The 22305-nt window shown below is 72.7% G+C and carries 21 protein-coding genes and 2 pseudogenes; 12 read left to right on the top strand and 11 right to left on the bottom strand.

Features of this window, described 5'->3' with window-relative positions:
- Nucleotides 1-120: 120 nt before the first annotated feature.
- Nucleotides 121-1206 (bottom strand): trypsin-like serine peptidase, encoded by a 1086-nt coding sequence (locus ADK60_RS36730; protein ID WP_234371449.1) that lies wholly within the window; start codon nt 1204-1206, stop codon nt 121-123.
- A gap of 195 nt (nt 1207-1401) precedes the next feature.
- Between ADK60_RS36730 and ADK60_RS36725 the strand changes: the two genes are divergently transcribed.
- On the top strand, nt 1402-2211 hold the full coding sequence (locus tag ADK60_RS36725) for a DeoR/GlpR family DNA-binding transcription regulator (RefSeq protein ID WP_045941789.1): 810 nt from the start codon (nt 1402-1404) through the stop codon (nt 2209-2211).
- A 63-nt stretch (nt 2212-2274) separates the two neighbouring features.
- Here ADK60_RS36725 and ADK60_RS36720 read toward each other — a convergent pair whose 3' ends face one another.
- The 4 genes from ADK60_RS36720 to ADK60_RS36705 all read right to left on the bottom strand — a co-directional run bounded on the left by ADK60_RS36720 (nt 2275) and on the right by ADK60_RS36705 (nt 7103).
- Nucleotides 2275-3261, bottom strand: a complete 987-nt coding sequence (locus ADK60_RS36720) for a hypothetical protein (protein WP_053651150.1) — start codon at nt 3259-3261, stop codon at nt 2275-2277.
- Between the two features lie 140 nt (nt 3262-3401).
- Nucleotides 3402-4448, bottom strand: a complete 1047-nt coding sequence (locus tag ADK60_RS36715; RefSeq protein WP_053651149.1) for an ABC transporter permease — start codon at nt 4446-4448, stop codon at nt 3402-3404.
- Nucleotides 4445-6067 carry a sugar ABC transporter ATP-binding protein gene (locus tag ADK60_RS36710; protein WP_053651148.1) on the bottom strand — a complete coding sequence of 541 codons (1623 nt, stop codon included), beginning with the start codon at nt 6065-6067 and terminating at the stop codon, nt 4445-4447. The genes ADK60_RS36715 and ADK60_RS36710 overlap by 4 nt, the downstream gene beginning before the upstream one ends.
- Nucleotides 6060-7103 (bottom strand): substrate-binding domain-containing protein, encoded by a 1044-nt coding sequence (locus ADK60_RS36705; RefSeq protein WP_045941797.1) that lies wholly within the window; start codon nt 7101-7103, stop codon nt 6060-6062. The genes ADK60_RS36710 and ADK60_RS36705 overlap by 8 nt, the downstream gene beginning before the upstream one ends.
- A 366-nt stretch (nt 7104-7469) precedes the next feature.
- On the opposite strand from ADK60_RS36705, the gene ADK60_RS36700 reads away from it, so the two are divergent.
- From ADK60_RS36700 to ADK60_RS47240, 3 genes and pseudogenes are all read left to right on the top strand, one after another.
- The gene (locus tag ADK60_RS36700; RefSeq protein ID WP_053651147.1) at nt 7470-9527 is read left to right on the top strand and encodes a hypothetical protein; all 2058 of its coding nucleotides are present in this window, start codon (nt 7470-7472) and stop codon (nt 9525-9527) included.
- A 128-nt stretch (nt 9528-9655) separates the two neighbouring features.
- Nucleotides 9656-11329, top strand: a pseudogene (locus ADK60_RS36695) (NPCBM/NEW2 domain-containing protein); the annotation flags it as partial.
- Nucleotides 11330-11365: 36 nt separating this feature from the next.
- Nucleotides 11366-11782 (top strand): annotated as a pseudogene (locus ADK60_RS47240) (NPCBM/NEW2 domain-containing protein); the annotation flags it as partial.
- Nucleotides 11783-11901: 119 nt separating this feature from the next.
- Here the strand turns inward: ADK60_RS47240 and ADK60_RS36690 are convergent.
- The 4 genes from ADK60_RS36690 to ADK60_RS36680 all read right to left on the bottom strand — a co-directional run bounded on the left by ADK60_RS36690 (nt 11902) and on the right by ADK60_RS36680 (nt 14319).
- Entirely contained in the window at nt 11902-12942 is a 1041-nt protein-coding gene (locus tag ADK60_RS36690) for a hypothetical protein (RefSeq protein ID WP_053651146.1), read from the bottom strand.
- Entirely contained in the window at nt 12942-13511 is a 570-nt protein-coding gene (locus tag ADK60_RS36685; RefSeq protein ID WP_052709313.1) for an RNA polymerase sigma factor, read from the bottom strand. Before ADK60_RS36685 ends, ADK60_RS36690 begins: the two co-directional genes overlap by 1 nt.
- Nucleotides 13504-13713, bottom strand: coding sequence for a hypothetical protein (locus tag ADK60_RS45350; RefSeq protein ID WP_159394326.1), 210 nt, complete (start codon nt 13711-13713; stop codon nt 13504-13506). The genes ADK60_RS36685 and ADK60_RS45350 overlap by 8 nt, the downstream gene beginning before the upstream one ends.
- Nucleotides 13714-13884: 171 nt before the next feature.
- Nucleotides 13885-14319 (bottom strand): CBS domain-containing protein, encoded by a 435-nt coding sequence (locus ADK60_RS36680; RefSeq protein WP_045941802.1) that lies wholly within the window; start codon nt 14317-14319, stop codon nt 13885-13887.
- A gap of 191 nt (nt 14320-14510) precedes the next feature.
- Here ADK60_RS36680 and ADK60_RS36675 point away from each other — a divergent pair, with 191 nt between their 5' ends.
- The 7 genes from ADK60_RS36675 to ADK60_RS36645 all read left to right on the top strand — a co-directional run bounded on the left by ADK60_RS36675 (nt 14511) and on the right by ADK60_RS36645 (nt 19843).
- The gene (locus ADK60_RS36675; protein WP_234371448.1) at nt 14511-15449 is read left to right on the top strand and encodes a helix-turn-helix domain-containing protein; all 939 of its coding nucleotides are present in this window, start codon (nt 14511-14513) and stop codon (nt 15447-15449) included.
- A gap of 54 nt (nt 15450-15503) precedes the next feature.
- On the top strand, nt 15504-15980 hold the full coding sequence (locus ADK60_RS36670; protein ID WP_079009001.1) for a VOC family protein: 477 nt from the start codon (nt 15504-15506) through the stop codon (nt 15978-15980).
- A 66-nt stretch (nt 15981-16046) separates the two neighbouring features.
- Entirely contained in the window at nt 16047-16391 is a 345-nt protein-coding gene (locus ADK60_RS36665; protein WP_053651145.1) for an MmcQ/YjbR family DNA-binding protein, read from the top strand.
- A gap of 56 nt (nt 16392-16447) precedes the next feature.
- On the top strand, nt 16448-17596 hold the full coding sequence (locus tag ADK60_RS36660) for a saccharopine dehydrogenase family protein (RefSeq protein WP_053651144.1): 1149 nt from the start codon (nt 16448-16450) through the stop codon (nt 17594-17596).
- Nucleotides 17593-18237 carry a TetR/AcrR family transcriptional regulator gene (locus tag ADK60_RS36655; RefSeq protein ID WP_079009000.1) on the top strand — a complete coding sequence of 215 codons (645 nt, stop codon included), beginning with the start codon at nt 17593-17595 and terminating at the stop codon, nt 18235-18237. Before ADK60_RS36660 ends, ADK60_RS36655 begins: the two co-directional genes overlap by 4 nt.
- 280 nt (nt 18238-18517) lie before the next feature.
- Nucleotides 18518-19420 carry a hypothetical protein gene (locus tag ADK60_RS36650; protein ID WP_234371447.1) on the top strand — a complete coding sequence of 301 codons (903 nt, stop codon included), beginning with the start codon at nt 18518-18520 and terminating at the stop codon, nt 19418-19420.
- 9 nt (nt 19421-19429) lie between these two features.
- Nucleotides 19430-19843, top strand: coding sequence for a DUF3592 domain-containing protein (locus ADK60_RS36645; protein WP_107094812.1), 414 nt, complete (start codon nt 19430-19432; stop codon nt 19841-19843).
- A 57-nt stretch (nt 19844-19900) separates the two neighbouring features.
- Here ADK60_RS36645 and ADK60_RS36640 read toward each other — a convergent pair whose 3' ends face one another.
- Together ADK60_RS36640 and ADK60_RS45345 are read right to left on the bottom strand one after the other, a co-directional pair.
- Nucleotides 19901-20500 (bottom strand): GNAT family N-acetyltransferase, encoded by a 600-nt coding sequence (locus tag ADK60_RS36640; protein WP_053651141.1) that lies wholly within the window; start codon nt 20498-20500, stop codon nt 19901-19903.
- A gap of 23 nt (nt 20501-20523) precedes the next feature.
- Nucleotides 20524-21282, bottom strand: coding sequence for a hypothetical protein (locus tag ADK60_RS45345; RefSeq protein WP_053651140.1), 759 nt, complete (start codon nt 21280-21282; stop codon nt 20524-20526).
- A 154-nt stretch (nt 21283-21436) separates the two neighbouring features.
- On the opposite strand from ADK60_RS45345, the gene ADK60_RS36630 reads away from it, so the two are divergent.
- Nucleotides 21437-22270: an aspartyl/asparaginyl beta-hydroxylase domain-containing protein gene (locus ADK60_RS36630; RefSeq protein ID WP_053651139.1), complete on the top strand. Its 834-nt coding sequence runs from the start codon at nt 21437-21439 to the stop codon at nt 22268-22270.
- Nucleotides 22271-22305: the final 35 nt, after the last annotated feature.

Genomic DNA, 22305 nt, shown 5'->3' with positions numbered 1-22305 from the left:
CCCCACCTACGGGGACGCACCACAACAACGCCGCTGCACCCGACCACCCCCACCACAGGGCGGCCCGGTGACCAGCGGCGTCGTGCGTTTCACCAACCGGTACGCCACACCGGAACCACCTCACACCACCCGACCACGCGCCCAGTCGTACAGACGCCGAGCACCGTCACCCAGACGGGTGGCGTAGAGGGTGCCGGCGCTGCCGCCCGCGAGTTCCTCGGTCGTCGTGGTGACGCCCACGACCGTGCCGATACCGGTCCGGGGGTCGAAGCCGGTGAGGTGGGGGCCGCCGCTCGCCCCGTGCGCCATGTCGCAGGACTCGCCCCACAGCAGCGGAGCCGCCGGACCGGGGCGGGCGGGTCCGGCGCAGTGGATCATGCGCGTGCCGGAGTACTTGGCCGCAGGATCGTTGAGCCGGTCCTTCGGATACCCGAAGGTGTCGACGAACTCGCCCTCCACGGGCCGGGTGAACGCGATCCGCTGGCTTCCGGTGACCTCGGCGACCCGCCGCCCGTCGGCCGAACGGTTCAGCACCATCATCCCGGTGTCGTGGCCGGCCGCGGCGACGGCGTCCGAGCCCGTGCCGCCCGGGTCGACGTCCCAGTGGGAGGTGGTGGCCATGCTCCGGACGCTGAAGCCGCCGAGCGGCTTGGTGCCGTTGCGGTAGCCGGGGACGAAGTACAGGTTGTGGCGCCAGGTGCCGTCGGCGGTGGGCGACCCGACGCCCCGCAGACAGTGCGCGGCAGTGACGACGGTGCTGCGGTTCGCGGCGGTGACGACGGTGGCGGTGCAGCTGCCGTCGTAGCCGTCGGAGAAGGTGAAGAACAGCCGCCCGACGCTCCGGTCCACCGCCCCGCCGTGGGTCCAGACGGCCCCCAGGTCCGGGGTTCCGGCGGGCAGCGGACGGGGGTCGTCGGGCGTGTGGTCGTCCTCGGGCACGGGCGTGATCTCGGGGACGAGGGCGCCCGCGAGCCGCATCCGGTCGGGGGTCCAGTAGGCGTCGATCCGGTCGCGCTCCGCAGTGGTCGTGGCGCCGGCGTGCGTCGTGACGGACTCGCGTTCCGCGGCGACCGCCGTGGTCGGCAGCAGCGCCGCCGCGGTCGCGCTCAGCAGCAGCGCCCCCAGGGCGGCACGCCCGCGCGGCTGGGTCCGGTCGGTGGCGGTGGTTCCGGATGTGTTGGCAGTGGTTCCAGGTGTCTTCGACATGGGCGGGACGCTAGCCGCGCCTCATCAGGCTTCTGTGTGGACGGCGTCGCGGGCGTCCGTCGATCGGGTCAGGATCCGGTAAAGGCGTCTCGGTCGGGTATCGGCGACCACCTGGATGGTCGGGCGTATGCGGTCAGCCAGTATCCTTTACGGACTGTCGGGTCTGATGGCACACCAGTACGAGGGAGCGCATCCGTGGCGGACACCGGACTGCTGGCCCACCAGCGGCAAGCGCTGATCGCCGAGCTGGTGCGCCGCAGCGGGGCCGTGCGCGTCGCCGAGCTGGTCGACCAGTTGGGCGTCTCGGACATGACCGTGCGGCGCGACCTCGACGCCCTGGAGCGTTCGGGCGTGGTGAAGAAGGTGCATGGCGGCGCCGTCTCCGCCTCGGACACCGCCATCGACGAACCAGGCTTCGAGGCCAAGTCCGGCCTGGAGTCGGCCGCGAAGGCCGCGGTGGCCGAGGCCGCCGCCACCCTGGTCGAGCCGGGCAGTGTGATCGCCGTCGCCGCGGGCACCACCGCCTACGCGGTCGCGGCCCGGCTGCTGCACATCCCGCGCCTCACCGTGGTCACCAACTCGCTGCCGGTCGCGGAGCTGGTCCGCTCGGCCGGCGACGAGCACGGGACGGGCGCGCCCTCGCTGCTGCTGACCGGCGGCTCGCCCACGCCCTCGGCCGCGCTGGTCGGGCCGCTGGCCGACCAGGCCGTCCGCTCGCTCCACGTCGACCTGCTGATCCTGGGCGCCCACGGGGTCTCCGAGAAGGCCGGTCTGACGACGCCCAACCTCGCGGAGGCGCAGACCAACCGCGCACTGGTCGCCTCCGCACGCCGGGTCGCCGTGGTCGCCGACCACACCAAGTGGGGTGTGGTCGCGCTCAGCGGCTTCGCCACGCTCGACGAGATCGATGTGTTCGTCACCGATTCGGCGCTGAACACCCAGGCCCGGGCCGCCCTGACGGAAGCCGTCGGGGAGCTCGTCGTCGCCCCGGTCGCGGGGGCCTGACCGCCCGTCACCGGGGCAGGTGATCGGGCGGCAACAGCGGAAGCAGCCGGGTCGGCCACCGGGTCAGTAGCCGCCGAACCCGCCGTAGGAGTGCCCGCCGGTGAAGCCGCCGGTGCCGCCCATGCCGGTACCGCCGTAACTCGGCCGGTGGGCGGAGGCACGCTGCCCGGGCGGTACGAAGACCGGAACGGGACCGTGGGGTCCTGGCCGCCAGCTGGGCCCGGCCAGATCGTGCCACCACTCCAGGAAGCCGAGGCGGACCTCCCGGGCCAGGCACTCCACCTCGGTCGCGGCCCTGGCGCGCTCGTCCCACCGGATGTCGACCGGGCTCTCCGCCCGCCGCGCGACGGCGTTCAGCGCATCGGCCAACTCCCTTGCCGAAACGGCCTCCTGATCCTCCATCACAAGGCCCCCGAAAGCGACGGCTGCCGCGCCACCCGGCCCCGGCCCCGGCAGATCGACGCGCCGGACGAGGACCGGCTCCCCCGGACCGGCGCTCCGGTGCTGCCACACCCGGCGCAGGGCCAGCTCGTCGAGGACCGTCCGACGGTGCCGCGTCGCCCGCTGCTCGGCCTCCATCGCCGCCCGGTGGGCCTCGCCCGCCTCGGCCACCCGCAGGGCGACCTCCGCCCGCACCGGCCGGTACTCCTCGACGGCCAGCCCCACCTCCAGCGCGAGGACCCGCTGGGCGCGGGCCGACCGTTCGACGGTCCTCCGCTCCCACCCCGGCCAGCGGCGGGGCCGACCGATGCCGTAGCGGCTTCCCCGGCCGGTGGCCAGGTCGATCTCGATCATGGTGCCGCCGTGCGCCCAGTAGAAGTCCTCCAGGGCCCGCGACAACCGGCCGAGGCAGGCCAAGGCGGCCAGCTCCCAGCGCTCGTGCTCGGCCGGTGTGCAGGGCAGCGGCTCGCCCCGGCCGTCCAGGATCCGGTAGACCTCCACCTGCTCCGGCAGCGCTACCGAGGGATCCGGCCGGAACCCCATGCCGCCGATCTCGGCCACGTCGAGCCGCACGTTCTCCAGCCACGCCCCGGTCCACTCCGTGGTCACTGCCGCACCCTCCCGTCCTGCCGACGGACGGTGACCCGCCGGGGGCCGCCGAACGGTCCGCACCCGGGCGGTCACCCACCACGAAGGCTCATCTGCCCGCCGACCCCGTCCCGTACACGCCCGATCCGGGCGGAGGGCGGCTACCCGGGCAGGCCGACGGCCCGTTCGCCGGAGCGGGACTGCTGGATGACCACCGCGACCACCAGCAGGGAGCCCTGGGCGACGTTCTGCCAGAAGGAGTTGATGCCCTCGACGGTGAGGCCGTTCTCCAGCGCGCCGAGCAGGGCGACCGCCAGCAGGGTGCCGCCGATGCCGCCCTTGCCGCCCTTGAGCGCGCAGCCGCCGAGGGCCGCGGCGGTGATCGCCTTGAGTTCCAGGCCCTCGCTTCCGGAGACCGGCTGCCCGGAGCCGGTGCGGGCGGTGAGCAGGATCCCGGCGAGCGCGGCGACCGCGCCGATCAGGGCGTACACGGCGACCAGGTACTTGTTGATCGAGATGCCCGCCAGCCGGGCGGCGGTGTCGTTGCCGCCGATCGCGTAGAGGTTGCGGCCGAGGTCGGTGTACTTCAGCAGCACGTGCACCGCGAGCGCGACCACGATCAGGATCCACACCATCACCGGCAGCCCGGCGATCTTCCCCCGACCGAGGAAGACGAACACCGGGTCGCCCAGGACGTAGCCCTGCGCCCGTCCGTCGGAGACGAGTTGGGCGACGCCCTTGTAGGCGGCGAGGCCGGCCAGGGTGGCGATGGTCGCGTTGACCCGGCCGTAGACGATGACCAGGCCGTTGACGATGCCGACCAGGACGCCGACGGCCACTGCGGCCGCCATCCCGGCGAAGGCGTTGGACCCGGCCGAGGTGTAGGCCATCGCGCTGACCACCGAGGCCAGGCCCGCCTGCGAGCCGACCGAGATGTCCAGTCCGCCGCAGATGATCACCACGGTCTGGACCACGGCGAGCAGGCCGGTGATGGTCGCGGCCTCGGCGATCACCTGGACGTTGGTCCAGCTGAGGTAGTTCTCGTTGAGCGAGCCGAAGACGGTGAGCACCAGGGCGAGGGCGCCGAGCAGGCTGAGGTTCTGGCCGCCGAGGGCGGTCAGGACGGCGAGCGGGCGGCCGCTCCCTCGCACGGGCCGGCCGGGCGGCGCGGGCCGGTCGACGGCGGGCGGGGTGGTGGCGCTGGTCATGAGGCTGCTCCCGGAGGCTTCGTACGGGTGATGTCGTCGGCCATCGCGAGTTGGAGGACGGCCTCCTCGGTGGCGTCGGCACGGTCCAGCTCGCCGGTGACCCGCCCGCCCTGCATGACCACGATCCGGTCGGCCAGGCCCAGGACCTCGGGCAGTTCGGAGGAGATGACCAGCAATGCGACCCCCTCCTCGGCCAGGTCCGCGATGATCCGGTAGATCTCCGCCTTGGCGCCGATGTCGATGCCGCGGGTGGGTTCGTCGAGGATCAGCAGCTTGGGGCGGCGGGCCAGCCAGCGGGCCAGGACGACCTTCTGCTGGTTGCCGCCGGACAGCTTGCGGACCTCGTGCTCGATCGACGGGGTCCGCACCCGCAGCCGGCCCGCGTACTCGGCGGCCAGCTCGCGTTCGGCGCCGCGCCTGACGAAGCGCCAGCGGCGCAGCCGTTCCAGCACGGCGATCGAGGTGTTGTCACGGACCGACCGGTGCAGGAACAGCGCCTGGGCCTTGCGTTCCTCGGGGGCGAGGCCGAGGCCGGCGCGGATCACCCGGCCGGGGTGGCCGAACGGCAGCGGCCTGCCGTCGAGGGTGACGGTGCCGGAGCGGACCGGGAGGTCCCCGGCGAGCGCGAGGGCGAGTTCCGATCGCCCGGCGCCGATGAGTCCGGCCAGGCCGACGACCTCGCCGGCCCGCACGGTCAGGTCGACGTCGCGGACGTGGTCGGTGGTGAGGCCCCGGGCCTCCAGGACGACCTGGTCGGTGGCGACGTCGGCACGGGTGAACACGGCGGACAGGTCGCGGCCGACCATCTGCCGGACGAGTTCGGCCTCGCCGGTGTCGCGGGCGTCCTGGACGCCGACCAGCGCGCCGTCCCGCAGCACGGCGATCCGGTCGGCGAGCCGGAAGATCTCCTGCATCCGGTGCGAGACGTAGACGACCGCGATGCCCTGCGCGCGGAGCCGCCCGATCAGCGCGAACAGGGCGTCCACCTCCTGCTCGGACAGCGAGGAGGTGGGCTCGTCGAAGGCGATCAGCTTGGCCTCGCCGGTGAGCGCGCGCAGGATCTCGACCAACTGCCGCTGGGCGGCGGTGAGTCGGGACCCGAGCAGGTCGGGGTCGAGGACCCCGGCGAAGCCGAGCCGCTCCAGGTCGGCGGTGATCCGGCGGCGCAGTTCGGCCCGGTCCAGCCGGCGGCCGCGGCCGGTGGGGAGGGCGCCGGCGTAGACGTTCTCGGCGACCGAGACGTGCGGGACGATCTCGGGTTCCTGCGGGACGATCCGGATGCCGAGGGCGCGGGCCTGGGCCGGGGACCGCAGCTCGACGGGGCGGCCGTCGAGCAGGACGCGTCCCTCGGTGGGCTGGTGGTCGCCGGTGAGGATCTTCAGCAGGGTGGACTTGCCGGCGCCGTTCTCGCCCATCAGCGCGGTGACCGCGCCGCGGGGGAAGTCGAGGGTGACTCCGCTGAGGGCCCGGACGGTGCCGAAGGTCTTGGTGACGGCCGCGACGCCGGTGACGCCGGCCGCCTCCGCGGCGGCCGGCGTCGAAGGGTCCGGAGTCGGGGAGTCCGACGTAGAGCGGCCCGGCGCCGGGGAGTCCGGCCGGGAGGGGACCGGGTCAGCCACAGGTGACGCCCGCGCTCTGCCAACTGGCCGCGTCGACCATGGTGGTGGGGGCGAACTGCTCGGCCGGCAGGTCCTTGCCGTTCTTGAGCTTGTCGACCATGCTCTGGACCGCGAGCGCGCCGACCTCCTTGCCGTTGATGAACAGCGCGGCCTTCATCCCGGTCGGCTTGCCGCCGCTCCAGTCCTTGCAGGCGAGGTAGGCGCCGAGGCCGATGCCGATCACGTTGTCGGCGCCGACGCCGGCGTTCTGGAGCGCGGTGACGCCGCCGTGCACGTTCTCGTCGTTGCAGCCCCACACCACCCAGTGCTTGACGCCGGCGTTGGCGGTGATGGTCGCGGCGACCTTGTCCTGCGCGCCGGTGGGGGTGTTGTCGGTGGCGACATCGATGTTCTGGACGCCGGGGACCGCCGCGTCGAAGGCCTGCTTCGCCCCCTTGACGCGGTCCCCGCAGACGGTGACGTCCTGCTTCCAGGCGGAGATCACCCGGGTGTCGGCGGCCGTCCAGCCGGCCTTGGTGTACTCCGCGGCGGCGCGCTTGCCGATCTCGGTGCCCATCTGGGCGCCGCTGAAGCCGACCCGCGGCACCAGGTCGGTCTTGGCGCAGGCGGCGGGGTCGGGGCCGGTGGCGCAGACCTGGTCGTCGGAGGTGAGCAGGGCGATCTTCGCGTCCCTGGCGGTCTGTACGACCTGCGGCCCGACGGCCGGGTCCGGGACGACGATGATGACGCCGTTGGTCTTCTGGGCGATGGCGGCCTGGACCTCGCTGACCGTCTTGTTGGCGTCGTTGCCGAGGTTCACCACCTTGAGGTCGACGCCGAGTTCGGCGGCCTTCGCCTTCGCTCCGGCGGCCTCGCCGATGAAGTATTCCTGGTCCCCCTGCTTCTGCAGGTAGGTGATCGAGATCTTCCCGCTGACCGGCGCCACCGAGGCGTTGGCGCCGGTGGTCTCCTGGCCGTCGGAACAGGCGGTGACCAGGCCGAGGGACAACAGGAGAGAACCTGCCGCGGCGACGCGGCGGTTGGTGTTTCGGATCATGGAGGGGACCGCTCCTCATCAGCAGAACCAAACACATTCAAACGCGATGTGAAATATCACACCCCACTTTGACGGGCCGTCAAGTACCGTTCACCGCCGAGATCAAGTCGTGACACGCCATATGGGACAAGTAATGACAACGGCCGCCGGGGCTCGCACGCCCTCTTGAGCGGCAGGTTCTGTCGTGTCTATGCTGCGTTGCTTTCTGTTAGGAAAAGAGACAGAAAGCATCACGGCGATTCCCCTGCATGCCGCACCTCAGCGCCCCCACGCACCCCCACCCACCCCCACTCGCGCCCTGGAGCGCCCATGCGCAGAACTGCGCCGCACCTCCCCCACACCGTGTCCCGAGCAGTGCTCCGAACGGTGCCCCGCACGCTGCTCGCCCTGGCCCTCGCCTCGGCCGGACTCGGCACGCTCGCTCTCGGCCCCTCGGCGACCCCCGCCGCCGCCGTCGAGAACGGACAGGCCCTCACCCCGCCGATGGGCTGGAACTCCTGGAACACCCTCGGCACCGCCGTCACCCAGCAACAGGTCCTCCAGACCATCGACTTCATGGTCGCCCGCGGCCTGGTGACGGCCGGCTACAACACCGTCACCATCGACGACGGGTGGTCGCTGGGCCACCGCGACGGCCAGACCGCCAACTTCGCCAAGACCGCCGAAGGCGCGATGCAGCTGTACGACGCCAACCGCAACCCGGTCAGCGGCACCGACGGCAACGGCCTCGACCCGACGAGCGGCCACCTGGTGCCCGACCCGGAGCGGTTCCCGGCCCGCACCGTCAACGGCCGGACGCTCAACGGCATCGAGTACCTGTCCTGGTACGCGCACAGCAAGGGCATGAAGTTCGGGCTGTACGCCACCACCACCTACACCACCTGCCAGGGCCGCCCCGGCAGCCTGGGCCACGAGAGCGTCGACGCCGCCGACTTCGTCGCCTGGGGCGTCGACTACGTGAAGTACGACGACTGTCCCTACGGGCCGAGGATCGTCGGCCCCGACGGCCACGACTACTACACCCAGGGCATCGGCCGCGAGCTCACCCGCTCCATCTACGCCCGGGTGCAGGACTTCCGCCGGGCGCTGGACGCCGCCTCGGCCGCGCAGAACCGGCCCAAGGTCACCCTGAGCGTGTCCGCCCAGCCGGTGCACACCGGGGTGCCGTACCTGCTGGCCTCCGACGACCCGGCCCGCACCGACCCGGTGGTGGTCGCCGCCGGCACCGGTGCGCGCGAGGCGCCCGGCTACGCGCCGACCGGCAAGTGGTGCGGCCAGGTCGCCAACCTGTGCCGGATCGGCGGCGACCGGGGTCCCGACCTGGACGGCGTGCTGTACAACGGCCAGCTGCGGACCGCGCTCCAGTACCCGGGCAACGTCCGGCCCGGCAGCTGGAACGACATGGACATGATGTTCGCGGGGTGGCTGAACCCCTACGGCATCTACGGCACCACCGACAGCTGCGTCTGCCACAAGCCGATGACCGACGACGAGTCGCGCAGCGAGATGTCCGTCCTCGCCATGATGGCCTCCCCGCTGATCAGCGGCGCGGACCTGCGTACCGCCGCCGACTCACAGCACAGCTCGCAGGGTTACACCTGGTCCACCGGCATCAGCGACTCGGCGCTGGCGGTCTACAAGAACGCCGACGTCATCGCGGTGAACCAGGACCGCCTCGCCAAGCCGGCCACCCTCGTCGGCCAGCCGCCGAGGAACGCCACCGACCCGATCGTCCTCAAGCGCCAACTGGCCGACGGCGACACCGCGGTGCTGCTGATCAACCAGGACCCGTCCGGCTGGCGGAACATCACCACCACGCTCACCGACCTCGGACTGACCGGCCCCGGTTACACCGCCAAGGACCTCTGGACCGGCGCCACCGGCACCTACACCGGCTCCCTCGGCGGCTGGGTCCCGGCCCACGGCGTCACCATGTACCGCCTCAAGGCCCTGCCCACCACCGTCCCGGCGGCGGTCGTCGGCGACGGTCGGTACCACGGCATCAGCGCCGGCGGCACCGGCGGGCAGGTGCTGGAGATCAACGGCATGTGCTCCGCGCCCGACGGTTCGAGCACCGACATCAACACCTGGTGGGACTGGCACACCTCGGAGCAGTGGAAGTTCACCCCGAACCCCGACGGCACCGTCCGGATCACCGACAACTGCGACACCCCCACCCAGACCCACGGCACCCTGACCGGCGGCAGCGGCAACAGCTCGCCCTGGGTGCTCAACCGCTGGGACCCCAACAGCCCGTACCAGAAGTGGCGGGTCACCCAGAACGCCGCCACCGGCGCGCTGGCCATCACCAACGTCGGCAGCGGACTCGCCCTGGACGCCCCGCGGTCCGCGCCGACGTCCTCCGTGGTCCTCAACCCGCCGAACCCGGCCGCGGCCGGCCAGGCCTGGACGCCGCTGAACTGAGCGGACGCTCCACCGGCCCCGCCCGCCCCGACCCCTCCCGCCGGTCCGACCGGTCTGCCGCCCGGCTCCCCCGCCAGGCCGGCCGGTCTGTTTCCCCCGCCCAACTCCGATCCCTCATTGGAGGATTCGTGCGAACCCCCGACGCCCGACCGGCGCGCCGTGCCGCGTCCGCGCTCACCGCACTAGCCCTGTTCGCCGGCGGCGGCGCCGTGACGGTGGGGCTCCAGCTCGCGACCGCACCGTCGGCCGCGGCCCTCGACAACGGCCTCAACCTGACGCCGCAGATGGGCTTCAACAACTGGAACTCCACCTACTGCGGGGCCCAGTTCAACGAGGCGATGATCAAGGGCATCGCCGACATCTTCGTCTCCAAGGGCCTCAAGGCGGCCGGCTACCAGTACGTCAACCTCGACGACTGCTGGGCGCTGCCCCAGCGCGACGCGAGCGGCAACCTGGTGGCCGACCCGGTCCGCTTCCCGCACGGCATCAAGGCCCTCGCCGACTATGTGCACGGCAAGGGCCTGAAGTTCGGCATCTACTCCAGTGCCGGCGACCACACCTGTGACGTCAAGGGCTTCCCCGGCGGGCTCGGCCACGAGCAGCAGGACGCCGACCTGTGGGCGTCCTGGGGGGTCGACTACCTCAAGTACGACAACTGCAACAACAAGGGCATCGACGCGCGGACCCGCTACAAGGCGATGGGCGACGCGCTGAAGAAGACCGGCCGCTCGATCCTCTACAGCATCTGCGAGTGGGGCAGCACCGGGCCGTGGAACTGGGCGCAGCCGGTCGGCAACTCCTGGCGCACCACCGGTGACATCAGCGACAACTGGCAGAGCATGATCTCCATCGCGCAGGCCAACCAGGGCCTGGCGAACTACGCCAAGGCCGGGGCGTTCAACGACCCGGACATGCTGGAGATCGGCAACGGCGGCATGACCGGCACCGAGTACCGGACCCACTTCAGCCTCTGGGCGCAGATGGCCGCCCCGCTGATGATCGGCACCGACCTGCGGACCGCCGAGCCGGAGACCCTGGAGATCCTCACCAACACCGATGTGATCGCGGTGGACCAGGACCCGCTGGGCAAGCAGGGCTCCGTGGTGTCCCGGGAGAACGGGCTGGTGGTGATGAGCAAGCCGCTGGCGGACGGCAGCCGTTCGGTCACCCTCACCAACGAGGGCTCCTACGATGCCACCATCAGCACCACCGCGCAGGCGGTCGGGATCGGCGGCGCCGAGTCCTACAAGGTCAAGGACCTGTGGTCGAAGAAGATCAGCACCGGCAACGGCGCGATCAGCGCGGTCGTGCCCGGCCACGGCACGGCGATGTTCCGGGTCACCCCGAGCTCGCCGGTCTCCCCGCCCTCGGGCGTGACCCGGCTGAGCGATCTGCCGTTCACCTCGGCGGCCAACTTCTGGGGCCCGGTGGAGCGCGACCGCAGCAACGGCGACCACGTGGCCGGCGACGGCGGGACGATCACCATCCGCGGCGCCCAGTTCGCCAACGGCCTCGGGGTGCACGCCCCCAGTGAGATCGGCTTCCACCTCGGCGGGACCTGCCGCAACCTGGTCACCGACGTGGGCATCGACGACGACGCCTACGGCAACGGCTCGGTGGTGTTCCAGGTCTTCAAGGACGGGGTGAAGGCCGCCGACAGCGGTCCGGTCACCGGCCAGGACCCGGCGCGACGGCTCACCGCCGACCTCAGCGGGGCGCAGGAGCTGAAGCTGGTCGTCACCGACGGCGGCGACGGCACCTCCTGGGACCACGCCGACTGGGCGAACGTCCGGGTCGCCTGCGGCGACGGTCCGGCCGCCGGCACGTACCAGGTCTCCGACCTCAACTGGTCGGCGGCGGGCAACAGCTGGGGCCCGGTCGAGCGCGACATGAGCAACGGCGACAACCAGGCGCGGGACGGCAGCACCATCAACATCGGCGGTGCCACCTACGCCAAGGGCCTGGGCGTCAACGCCTTCAGCGAGATCGTCTACTACCTCGGCGGCGCCTGCTCCTCGATCAGCACCGATGTCGGCATCGACGCCGAGGCCCAGGGCCGCGGTTCGGTCTCCTTCGAGATCTACGCCGACGACACCAAGGTCGCCGACAGCGGTCGGGTCACCTCCGCGTCCGGCGTCAAGCACCTGACGGCGGCGCTGGCCGGGGCCAACGAGCTGCGGCTCGTGGTGACGGACGGCGGCGACGGCACCAACAGCGACCACGCCGACTGGGCCGCTCCGGTGCTCACCTGCTGATGCCCGGACCGTCCTGCACGTTTTGATCGTTCCAATCACCCTGACCGTCCGCCGGTCGCGGGCGGCAGGAGACCGCGGGCGCGGTGCCGGAACCCCGGCGCCGCGCCCGTCCGGCGTCCTCAGACCCTGGTCACGTCACGGGTCCCCGTGCCCGGCCGGACGACGTAGATCCCGGACCCGGGCAGCGTCTCCCGGGAGTCCGCCCGGAGCTGGTCGACGCTGATGGCGGCGGGCCAGCGGGTGCGCAGCTCGGACCAGCGGACCCCGGCGAGATCGACCCCGGCGAGGTCGACCGAGGTCAGGTCGGCGGTGGTGAAGTCGTCCAGGACCTCGGCCAGGAACTCCAGGTCCAGGTTCTCCGGTTCGCCAAGTTCGAGCAGTTCGCCGACCTGCTCGACCAGCACCCGGGACAGGTACTGCACCTCCCGGACCGCGCGGGTGAGGTCCCCGCCGAGCACCGCGAACATGAACACCTCGCAGGCGCGCAGGAATTCGGCGATCGCCGGGTGGTCCGCCGTCCGCACCCGCTTGTCGATCGTGGTCACCATCTCCCGCACCAGGAGCTGTCCGACCCGGCGCGCCCGGTCGATCTCCGGGTAGTGCGGTTCGAGCAGCGCCACGATCTCGTGGGCGAGGTCCCGCAGGCCCCAGGCGAGGGCGGCCCGCCGGTCGAGTTCCTGCGCGATGCCCCGGGCGACCCCCTGGGCGGCGAACACCGCCTGCTGCAGCGGCATCCCGTGGTACCTGCCGAATCCGAGGCCGTAGGTGAGGTCCTGGGCCAGCACCACGGTGCGGATCAGCAGGTCCGCGAGGATGGCCGAGGTGACCAGCGGGTGCCCGCGCAGCACCAGCCGCTGCTCGGGGCCGATCAGCTCGAACCGCTGGTGCATCAGGCCGACGTCGTAGAGGGGGGCGGCCGCTTCCTCGAACTCCGTCCTGGCCGTGCCGCGGGACAGCACGGACACCAGCCCGGCCTCGATGTCGAGCACGGCGTCCAGGCCCTCCGCCAGTTCCTTGTGACGGGCGCACAGCATCACCTCGCGCAGCCCGGCCTCCACGTCCAGATGGGCGTCGAGCCCGTGCAGGAAGGACTTCCGCAGCGTCGCCATCCGGTCCGAGAAGTCACGGGTGCGGCGCTCGGGAGAACCGCGCTCGGCCATCATTCCCCCTCTCGATCGGTCATTCTGCTGGAAACGGTCAGCCGCGCCTTGAACAGGCTGGCGCGGACCGCCGCGGGCCGCATGCCCAGCTCGGCGGCGATCTCCGTCGGCGTGTAGCCGTCCAGCGTCCACGCCAGGACCTGGCGCTGGCGGGCGGGCAGGCCGCCCAGCAGCCGCAGGATCTCCTGCTCGCCCTCCCACTCGGCGGCGTGCCCCGGTGCCGGCAGCAGCGAGGTCGGTTCGAGCGCGAGTTCCTCGATGCTGTCCTCGACCTGGCTGAAGGCGCGCACGAGTTCACGGGACGCGACTCTTCGGCACCAGGCCTCCGGCGACTGGATCCGGTCCCACCGCTCGTACGCCTTGACCATGGTGTCCTGGGCCAGGTCCGCGGCCAGCGCGGCCGGTGCCCCCTGCCACATCAGGAACGCCACCAGCCGGCGGAGGCAGGTGCGGTAGAAGTACGCGAACTCGCCGTGCCGGGCTCCGGTCCCGCTGCCGTCGGCGGGGGCCGGAAGGTGGCCGAGGGACGCCGCCGACGCGGCCTCCCCCTCCGGGCCGGTCTCACTCATGCGCGCCGCGACCCCGCTCCTCGTGCGGCTCCGGCGGTGGTGCGCCGTCCTCGGCCCGGCGCACCCGGAGCGCGAGGACGACGACGACCGGGGGCGGCTGGGGCCGGTCCCGTCGACGCGGTCGTAACTGCCCCACCAGCGTGACCGAGGCACCCACCAACCCCAGCACACCCGCCACCACCGAGCCCGTCACGGGATCCACCTTCGCTCCTGTCGTCGTCACCAACACTGTTGCAACCAGGAGTCCCGGGAGGGCCGTCGCGTTAACCCGCGGGCGGATTCCGGGGATTCTGTTACACAACGACCGGCCGCGCACGAGGACCCCCGGGCCGCCGCCTCAGTGAGTGCGGCCCGGGGGTCCTCGCGGGCGGTGTCACCGCGTCATGTAGACGCTGTCCATGAAGTCGACGATCTGCTGGTCCGTCAGCCGCTGGCCCTCGCGGTGGCCCGTCGCGAGGTCGGCCTCGCTGATCATGCCGACCAACCGGTCGCCGTCGATGACCGGGATGCGGCGGATCTGGTGCTGCTCCATCTTGTGGAGCACCGCGTCCATGCTGTCGTCCGCGTGCACGCAGTGCAGGTGACCGGCCAGCTCCATGGCCTTCATCGCCGCCGGGTCACGCCCCTCGGCGATACACCTGACGATGATGTCGCGATCGGTGATGATGCCCTTCAGCTTCTGGTCCGGGCCGCAGATCGGGAGGGCGCCGACGTTCATGTCGCGCATCATCCGGGCGGCGTCGGCGAGGCTCTGGTCGGCGGCGACGCACTGGGCGCCGGCGTGCATGATGTCTCGGGCAGTAGTCACGGGGACTCCTCCTCAGGGTCTCCCCCGAGCACCGGGTGTTCCGGTGCGCCCACCCTACGCACGGGTGCCGGGGGTCCGCGAGCGGATCCGGGGCGGCCGTTGCCGAGCGTGATCGGGGCGGCCGTTGCCGGGCGTGATCGGGGCGGCCGTTGCCGGGCACGGCCGCGACCCGGCGGGAGGATACTGGGGGCGTGACGGAGGAGTTCGCCGGGGCGCCCGGGGCGGTGCGGGCGCCTGACCGGACAGCGGTGACGGCCGCCCCCGACCTGGTCGACGAGGCAGTCCGGGCACGGCCCGCCACCGCGCTGCGTCCCTATGTGGCCTGGTACTCGGGATACCGCCAACGGGGTGTGCCGCCCGCCCTGCACCGGGGCCTGCCGTCCCCGTACCTGACCTTCATCGTGACCCTGGACGAACCGCTCACCATCGCGGGCCACCCGGACCCGGCGCAGCCCCCCGGCCGGTTCGCCACCCTGCTCGGCGGGCTGCACACCGCCCCGGCGCTGATCAGCCACGACGGCCGGCAGTCCGGCATCCAGGTCGCCGTCCACCCGCTCGCGGCGCGGGCACTGTTCGGGCTGCCGGCCGGGGAGCTCGCCGAGTCGGACGTACCGGCGGAGGCGGTGCTCGGCGCGGTGGCCGAGCGGCTCCAGGAGGCCGTGCGGGAGGCGCGGACCTGGCCGGAGCGGTTCGCGGCACTGGACGGCGCGCTGCTGCGGCTCGCCCACCCCTCCGGCCGGGTGCCGCCCGAGGTGCTGCGGGCCTGGGACGCGCTCCGGCGCAGCGGCGGGGCCCTGCCGGTGGCCGCGCTCGCCGAGGAGACCGGCTGGAGCGGCCGCCACCTGCAGGACCGGTTCCGCCGGGAGACCGGGCTCACGCCGAAGGCCGCCGCCCGGGTGATCCGGTTCGACCGCGCCCGGCGGCTGCTGGCCGCGCCCGGTCCGGCGCCCCGGCTGGCGGAGCTCGCGGTGCGCTGCGGGTACTTCGACCAGGCCCATCTGGCGCGCGAGTTCCGCACGCTCGCGGGGTGCGCGCCGACGGTCTGGCTCGCCGAGGAGGGGCCGGACGCGGCGAAGTTCCGAAACGTCCAAGGCGGGGCGGCCGGGCCGGGGCCAGAGTGGGAGGCATGACGGCGGACCGGCCCCCACCCGGGCGGGTCGCCCCGAACGGAGGAGGTACCGGCCATGGACGCCGACAGCGTGAGCAACGGTGGCGCCGGCAGCACGGCTGCGGGCACCGGCGACGGGGCGGCGCCCGCCCCGCAGGTCTGGCCCAGTCTGCGGGCCCGTGACGCCCGGGCGCTGATCCGCTTCCTGACGGAGGCGTTCGGCTTCGAGGAGGTCGTCGCCTACGGCGAGGGCGAGTTCGTGGCCCACGCCGAACTGGCGTGGCCGGAGGGCGGCGGGATCATGCTGGGCTCCGACCGGCCGGCTCCCGAGGGCGGCGAGCCCTGGCCCGGCGGTCCCGGGACCTTCTCCGCCTATGTGGTGACGGCGGACCCGGACGCCCTGCACGCGCGGGCGGCCGCCGCCGGGGCGCGGATCACCACCGCGCCGTACGACACCGACTACGGCTCGCGCGACTTCGCCGCCGCCGACCCCGAGGGCAACCACTGGTACTTCGGCAGCTACCCGGGTGCCCCGCGCCCTTCGGCGGGCTGAGCGGTGCGGGCCGCCGAGCCGTCGGGCCCGGTCCCAGGACCGGGCCCGGCCGACGATTGGGCGGCCGTGGAGCGGCTGCGGGCCGTCTGCCTGGCCCTGCCCGAGGTGGACGAGCGGGTCAGCCACGGCGAGCCCACCTGGTTCGCCGGCGTCGGCCGCCGGGCGCGGGTGTTCGTGATGCTCGCCGACCACCACCACGACGACCGCCTCGCGTTCTGGTGCCCGGCGGCGGCCGGAGCGCAGGAGTTCCTGGTCGCCGAGGAGCCGGAGCTCTTCTTCCGCCCGCCCTACGTCGGCCACCGGGGCTGGATCGGCGTCCGCCTCGACGTCCCGCCGGTGGACTGGGAGCGGGTAGAGGACCTGGTCGCGGACGCGCACGCCCTCGTGACCGGCCGGAGTGCCGGGCCGTGACCGGATGCCGTCATGCCTTGATGTGATTTTTAGGTCATGTGACCTAGTTTTTGCGTATGACCACTTCGGAGAACACCCGGACCCCCGACACCGACAAGCACGACCGCCTCGACCTCCTCACGCTCGACCCCCGCGGACCGGTCCTGCTGGTCGGCGGCTACGGGACGGTCGGCGGTGAACTCGCCCGTCTGGTCGCGGCCGAGCGCCCCGTCCTGCTCACCGGCCGCTCCGAGCAGCGGGGCGCGGCCCTCGTCCACGAACTCGGCGGCGCCCCGCACGCCGCCGTCCGCCGCTGGGACCTCGCCGACCCCGCCCCCTTCAGCGCGGCGGTGAGCGCCGTCGTCGGCGTCGTCAACGACCCCGACGACCGGGTGCTGCGGGCGGCGGCCCGCGCCGGCGTCCCGTACGTGGACGTCACCCGCTGGACCGTCCGGCTCCAGCGGGCCGCCACCGTGGCCGCGCTGCTGCGCCCCACCGCGCCGGTGCTGCTCTCCTCGGCCTGGATGGGCGGCGTGGTCGGACTCGTCGCGGCCGCGCTGGCCGAACGCCTCGGCGGGGCGGACCGGGTCGAGACCGCGATCCGCTGGGACCTCGCCGACCGGGCTGGCGCGGACTCCGTGGAGTTCATGGACCGGCTGGGGCTGGACTACGAGGTGATCAGCGAGGGCCGACGCCGCACCGTCGCCCCGCTGACCGAGGCGCACACCGTCCGGATCGGCGACCACCCCACCCGGGTCGCCCGGATCGACACGCCCGAACAGTTCACCCTGCCGCTCACCCTCGGCACCACGACCGCCACCACCCGGATCGGCTTCAGCTCCGACCTCAGCACCCGGGCCCTGCTGGCCGCCAAGCACACCGGCTTCTTCCGCTGGGGCCGGGGCGAGCGCTGGCAGTCCGCCCGCCGCGCCCTGCTGTACTCCCCCGGCGCGGGCGGCACCGCACTGCTGCGCGTCGAGGTCGGGCACGCCGGCCGCACCCTCACCGCGGTCGTCGAGGACCGGGCCGGCCAGGCCCACCTCACCGCCGTCGGCGGCCTGCTCGCCCTCCGCCGCGCCCTCGGCTCGGACGGCGCGGCGGCGGCACCGGCCGGCGTCTCCTTCCCGGAGCAGACCCCCCGGCCGGGCCGGGTGGTGGCCGACCTCGCCGCCCTGGGGGTCGCGGTCGACATCAGCTCCGTTCCGGGCTTGGATGCTGCTGCATGAGCACCACACCCGACCGGGGCACCGATGACGCTTCGCCCGACCCGTCCGCCACCCCGGCACGAGGGCGGGGGCGGAAGGGCGCGGAACGGCGGGAGGCCCTGCTGGACGCGGCCGAGGAGGTCCTGGTCGCCGAGGGCGGACCGGAGTGGACGATGCGGGCCGTGGCCGCGGCGGCCGGCGTACGGCTCGGCCACCTCCAGTACTACTTCCCCACCCACGCGGACCTGGTGGGCGCCGTACTGGAGCGGGTGCTGCGGCGGTCGGCCGAACGGCTGGCGCCCCTGCTCTCCGCCGACCCCAGCGCCCCCGAGTCGGCCGCCGGAGTGGTCACCACGCTGCTGGCCGAGCAGGAGGACGCCCGCCTGATGCGCCTGTTCGTCGAGGTGTGGGCACTGGCCGCCCGGGACGCGACCGTGGCGGCGGCCGTCCGCGGCTTCTACGGCGACTACCGGGACCAGGTGACCGCCTTCCTCGCCCGCCGCCACCCCGACCTGCCGGAGGAGGAACGGCGCGCCCGCGCCGGGGTGTTCATCATGCTGATCGAGGGCGCCTCCCTGTTCCGCTCCGACGTGGCGGGCGAACGCGACCCCGCCACCGACGAGACCCTGGTCCGCACCGCCCTCGCCCTGCTCGGGCCCTGACCTTCGGAGGCTCAGTACCGCCTGGCGCCACGCCGCACACGCTGTCCGGTCGGCAGTGCGACAACGCACCAACTGCACTTCGAATCCTGCCATTTGGAGGCCAGGAGAGACCGGATCGAGTGCGGTGGTGATCGCTCGCCGATCACGTCGATCCCCGAACAGCCTGTGTGCTACGTTCCGTGGTCCAACCGAAAATAGGCGACCCCGGCGGTGCTACCAACACCCCGGGGTCCGGCAACAGGAGCTACAACTCCCGATGCGCGTCCATCGTAGCGCCCACGTGCGCAATTTCACCGTGCTGCCCAACGCCGTACTCCAGTACCGACGGCTCTCCTACACCGCCCGCGGCCTGCTCGCAGACCTCCTCTCCCGACCCGACGGCTGGCGCGAGGACGGCCGCCACATGGCCGACACCAGCCCCCAGGGCCGAGGTGCGATCCGCAAGGCCCTGAAGGAACTGGCCGAGGCGGGCTTCTACCGGGTCGAGAGAATCCGCATGCCGGACGGCACGATCATCACCGAGACCCACGTCTACGACACTCCGCAGCCAACGGCTCCGGGTGTCACCCGTCCGGTCTCCGGTCCGGCGACCGCCGGTGGTACTGACGTCCTTGTAAAGGACCTGGTGCAAGAAACCTCCCTCCCCGCCGAGCAGGAGGAGACCGCCCAACAGCCCATGACGGTGCCGGACGAACAGGTCCGCGAGGCGGTCGCCACGCTGTTCCGGGTGATCCGCCCCGAGCCGCGCCTGCGGCTCGGACAGGCCGAAGCCGAGGAACTCGCACCCCTCGTCGCACGGTGGCTGGAGCGCGGCGCGACCCGGGCGGACCTCGCCCAAGCCCTTCTGCCGGGCCTGCCCACCCCGGTGCACTCGGCGGCTGCGGTGCTCCGCCACCGCCTGGAACGCAAGATACCGCCCGTGCAGCCCGTCGTACGGCTCGCGCCGGCCCGGTACGCCGAGTGCGCCCCGTGCCACGACCCCGTACCGCGGCCGGGCATCTGCCGCCCCTGCGCGGGCCTCGGCGAGCGCACGCCCGCCCCCGGGGGAGACGGGACGGTCGCCCGAAGCGGGGCGGCCCGTGCCAGGGAGGCCCTGTGTGCGGCACGATCAGTTGGACTGGTCCTCGGCAGCCTGGTCCCGACCGGGCCTTGTCCGGCCGATCAGTTGAGCAGTCGAGCATAAACTCCGGCCATGAACGTTGTGGTTGTCGGCTTTGGCTGCCTGTTCGGCCTCGGTGCTTGCTACGGCGCACGGGAGACCGTCCGGGTGCACCGAATACGCAATCACGGCGCGCGCGCCGTCGGCGAGGTCGACCACATCCGGACCGACACCGACGGCGACGGAGACCTCCAGCACCACCCGGTGATCCGCTTCGCCCTCCCGGACGGCAGGACGGTGCTGGCGGAGAGCGCCACCGGCATGCCGGGCTTCTGCCCGCTCAGCCCGGGTGAACAGGTCGAGGTCGCCTACCACCCCCGCCGGCCCGAACTGATCGTCATCCCCGGCTTCGACGGGCCCGCCAACCCGTGGCTTTACGGCTGCCTCACGTTGTTCCTGGCCGGCTTCTCCGCCCTGTTTCTGTTCGCCGCGTTCATTTCGTTGTGACGGCGGGCGAACCCCGCGATACCGGGAATCACGATGTGCGGCTCGGGCAGCACGGGATCACCTTGCCGGGCTGGGTCCGCGATCGGATTCAGCGGCGCCGTCGGTAACCAGGCCGCCGATCGGCTCCCACTCGTGTTCCAGGATCGAGTAGGTGATCGAGTCGCGCCACGCCCCGTGGACGAAGACGTGGTCCCGGATCCGGCCGTCCTCGGTCATCCCGGCCCGGAGCAGGGTCCGGGCCGAGGCCGCGTTGAGCGGTGCCCGGGCGGCCCAGATGCGGTGCAGGCCGAGGACGTTGAAGCCCAGGGCGCAGAGCAGGTGGACGGTCTCGGTGCCGAGGCCCTTGCCCCATGCGGCCGGGTGGAGGGCGAAGCCGATGGTGGCGGCCTGCTGCGGCTCGGTGGCCAGGCGCGCGTAGCCGATCAACCGGTGCTCACCGCGTCGGGTCACGGCCAGGCAGTACTCAGTACGCGGGGTGGCGTGCGCGGAGTCGATGGAGCGGGCAGTGATCGCGTCGACCTGCTCGCGGCTGCGGGGTTCGAAGCTGAGGTGCCGGGTGGCTTCGGGGTCACCGTAGATCGCCAGGAGGTCGCCGGTGTCCTCGGGCTCGACCTCGCGCAGCACCAGGTTGGGGCCGGTCAGGCGGAGTGGGGTCATGGCTGCCCAGCCTATCCGCGGGATCACCGGACGAGGGCCGAGGTGGGGGTGGTGGTGAAGGCCTCGATCTCCTGGCGCAGACCGGCCGCCGCGCCGCCGCTGCTGCGACGGCCGGCGCCGTGCAGGGCGGCGTGGACGCGTTGGGCGCTGCTGACGATGCCGAAGTTCCTTTGCTCGACGGGGAGGTCGAGTACGGGGCGGACGGCCTCGGCGGCGCCCTCGATCTCGCCGCAGGCGATGCGGGCGAGGGCGAGGTCGGTCTGGGCGCCTGCCTGGTCACCGAAGGCCCACTCGTCCTCGGTGGCGTTGCGGTAGGCGGAGACGGCGGTTTCGGACCGGCTCTCACCGAGGGCCGCGTCTTCCCCGAGCTGCACCGTGGCCTCGGCGACGTAGTAGAGCTGGCGGGGCAGCGGGAAGGTCATGATGCCGCCGAAGGCGTCGAGGTCATCGGGTTCGGCGGTCGCGCGGGCCTCCTCGGCCTGCTGGATGGCGGTGCGGGTGGCCTCGCCGTCGCCGAGGAGGGAGTGGGCGCGGGCGGAGAGACAGGCCAGCCAGACGCTGGTGGTGCCGCGGACGTTGCCGATGGCGCCCTGTCCGAGGGCGGCGTAGCGGCCGAGTTCGTCTGTTATGACGATAGCCGTGGTCGCTCGACAGGAAACCCGTTCGAGGTCGTCTCGACCCAGATGACGGTGGCCGTGACGGCAGTCATGACGCGCACCGGCATGGCTCACCCCTCGGGACGGCGGGACGGTGACGGTGGCCGCGTCGTATCGGTGCCGCACCTGGCGTCGTCATCCTGAACACCACCTCGCTGTCCGTGTATTGCCGACAGCGAAGCGTGAGATCAAGGGCGCTGGGATCGGCGCCCTGTCGACCCGTCCAGCACCACGTGCGTTCCGGCTGGCCATGCCGCGAGCCGGCAACGGGAGGGAACCAATGGACAGCACCCTGACCGCTCTGGCCGGGCAGATCGCCCAGCTGGACGCCGTGGACTCCGCCCACCTGGAGCGGATGCGCCACGAAGCCCTGACCGTCCAGGCCCCCTGGAGGGCGGAGTACGGCGCCTACCAGTCCGGCGGCTGGTGGACCACGTCCCTGATGAACGCCTCCGGCGACGCCGCCGACGTGACGATCGGCGACTGCGCCGCCCGGCCGACCGACCTGCTGGGCCGGATGCCGGCCACCGCCGCATTCCTGGCCGACCTCGGCCTGGACTTCATGTGGGTGCGGCTCGCCCGGCTGGAGGGCAACGCCTTCCTCTGGGAGCACCGCGACTACGACGAGCTCGACCAGGTCGAACGGCACCGGCTGCACGTCCCGCTTCACACCAACAGGTCCGCCTTCCTGGTAACCGGCGGCACCAAGGTGCACATGGCGGGCGGGCGGATCTGGCGACTCACGCCGACGTACGCCCACGGCGTTTGCAACCTGCTCGGCCCGGACCGGATCCACCTGATCGCCGACGTGTACGCCGACGACGCCTACCGGCACTTGGCCCGCCGCCCCGCGCTCAGCCCGGTGGTTGCGGAGCCGCTGCCCGTCGCCGACCGGACGGCCCTGGCCACGCGGCTGGAGAGCGCCCGCAACATGGCCACCCTCGGCTACACAGAGGCGGCCGAGCGGATGCTGCTTCGACTCTTCTACACCTACGCCCTTCCGGAGGGCACGGTCTACGACCTCATCGCCGAACTGCACACCGCCCTCGGCGACATGGCGGCCGCAGCCAGCTGGGAGACCGCCAAGCGCCGCCTGCTCGCCATCCCCGCCTGATCCCAGCCGCACCTACGCGCGAAAGGAAGAAGCAC

Origin of the sequence: Streptomyces sp. XY431 (assembly GCF_001279805.1) — a bacterium.
Lineage (GTDB): Bacteria > Actinomycetota > Actinomycetes > Streptomycetales > Streptomycetaceae > Kitasatospora > Kitasatospora purpeofusca.
Note: the sequence above shows the minus strand (reverse complement) of the source record. Positions and strands in the feature narration are given on the sequence as shown.

Coding starts and splice junctions, on each gene's coding strand:
- ADK60_RS36730 (WP_234371449.1), bottom strand. CDS start 1,206: ATGTCGAAGACACCTGGAACCACTGCCAACACATCCGGAACCACCGCC.
- ADK60_RS36630 (WP_053651139.1), top strand. CDS start 21,437: ATGGACAGCACCCTGACCGCTCTGGCCGGGCAGATCGCCCAGCTGGAC.
- ADK60_RS36690 (WP_053651146.1), bottom strand. CDS start 12,942: ATGGCCGAGCGCGGTTCTCCCGAGCGCCGCACCCGTGACTTCTCGGAC.
- ADK60_RS36705 (WP_045941797.1), bottom strand. CDS start 7,103: ATGATCCGAAACACCAACCGCCGCGTCGCCGCGGCAGGTTCTCTCCTG.
- ADK60_RS36715 (WP_053651149.1), bottom strand. CDS start 4,448: ATGACCAGCGCCACCACCCCGCCCGCCGTCGACCGGCCCGCGCCGCCC.
- ADK60_RS36685 (WP_052709313.1), bottom strand. CDS start 13,511: ATGAGTGAGACCGGCCCGGAGGGGGAGGCCGCGTCGGCGGCGTCCCTC.
- ADK60_RS36655 (WP_079009000.1), top strand. CDS start 17,593: ATGAGCACCACACCCGACCGGGGCACCGATGACGCTTCGCCCGACCCG.
- ADK60_RS36670 (WP_079009001.1), top strand. CDS start 15,504: ATGGACGCCGACAGCGTGAGCAACGGTGGCGCCGGCAGCACGGCTGCG.
- ADK60_RS36645 (WP_107094812.1), top strand. CDS start 19,430: ATGAACGTTGTGGTTGTCGGCTTTGGCTGCCTGTTCGGCCTCGGTGCT.
- ADK60_RS36640 (WP_053651141.1), bottom strand. CDS start 20,500: ATGACCCCACTCCGCCTGACCGGCCCCAACCTGGTGCTGCGCGAGGTC.
- ADK60_RS36660 (WP_053651144.1), top strand. CDS start 16,448: ATGACCACTTCGGAGAACACCCGGACCCCCGACACCGACAAGCACGAC.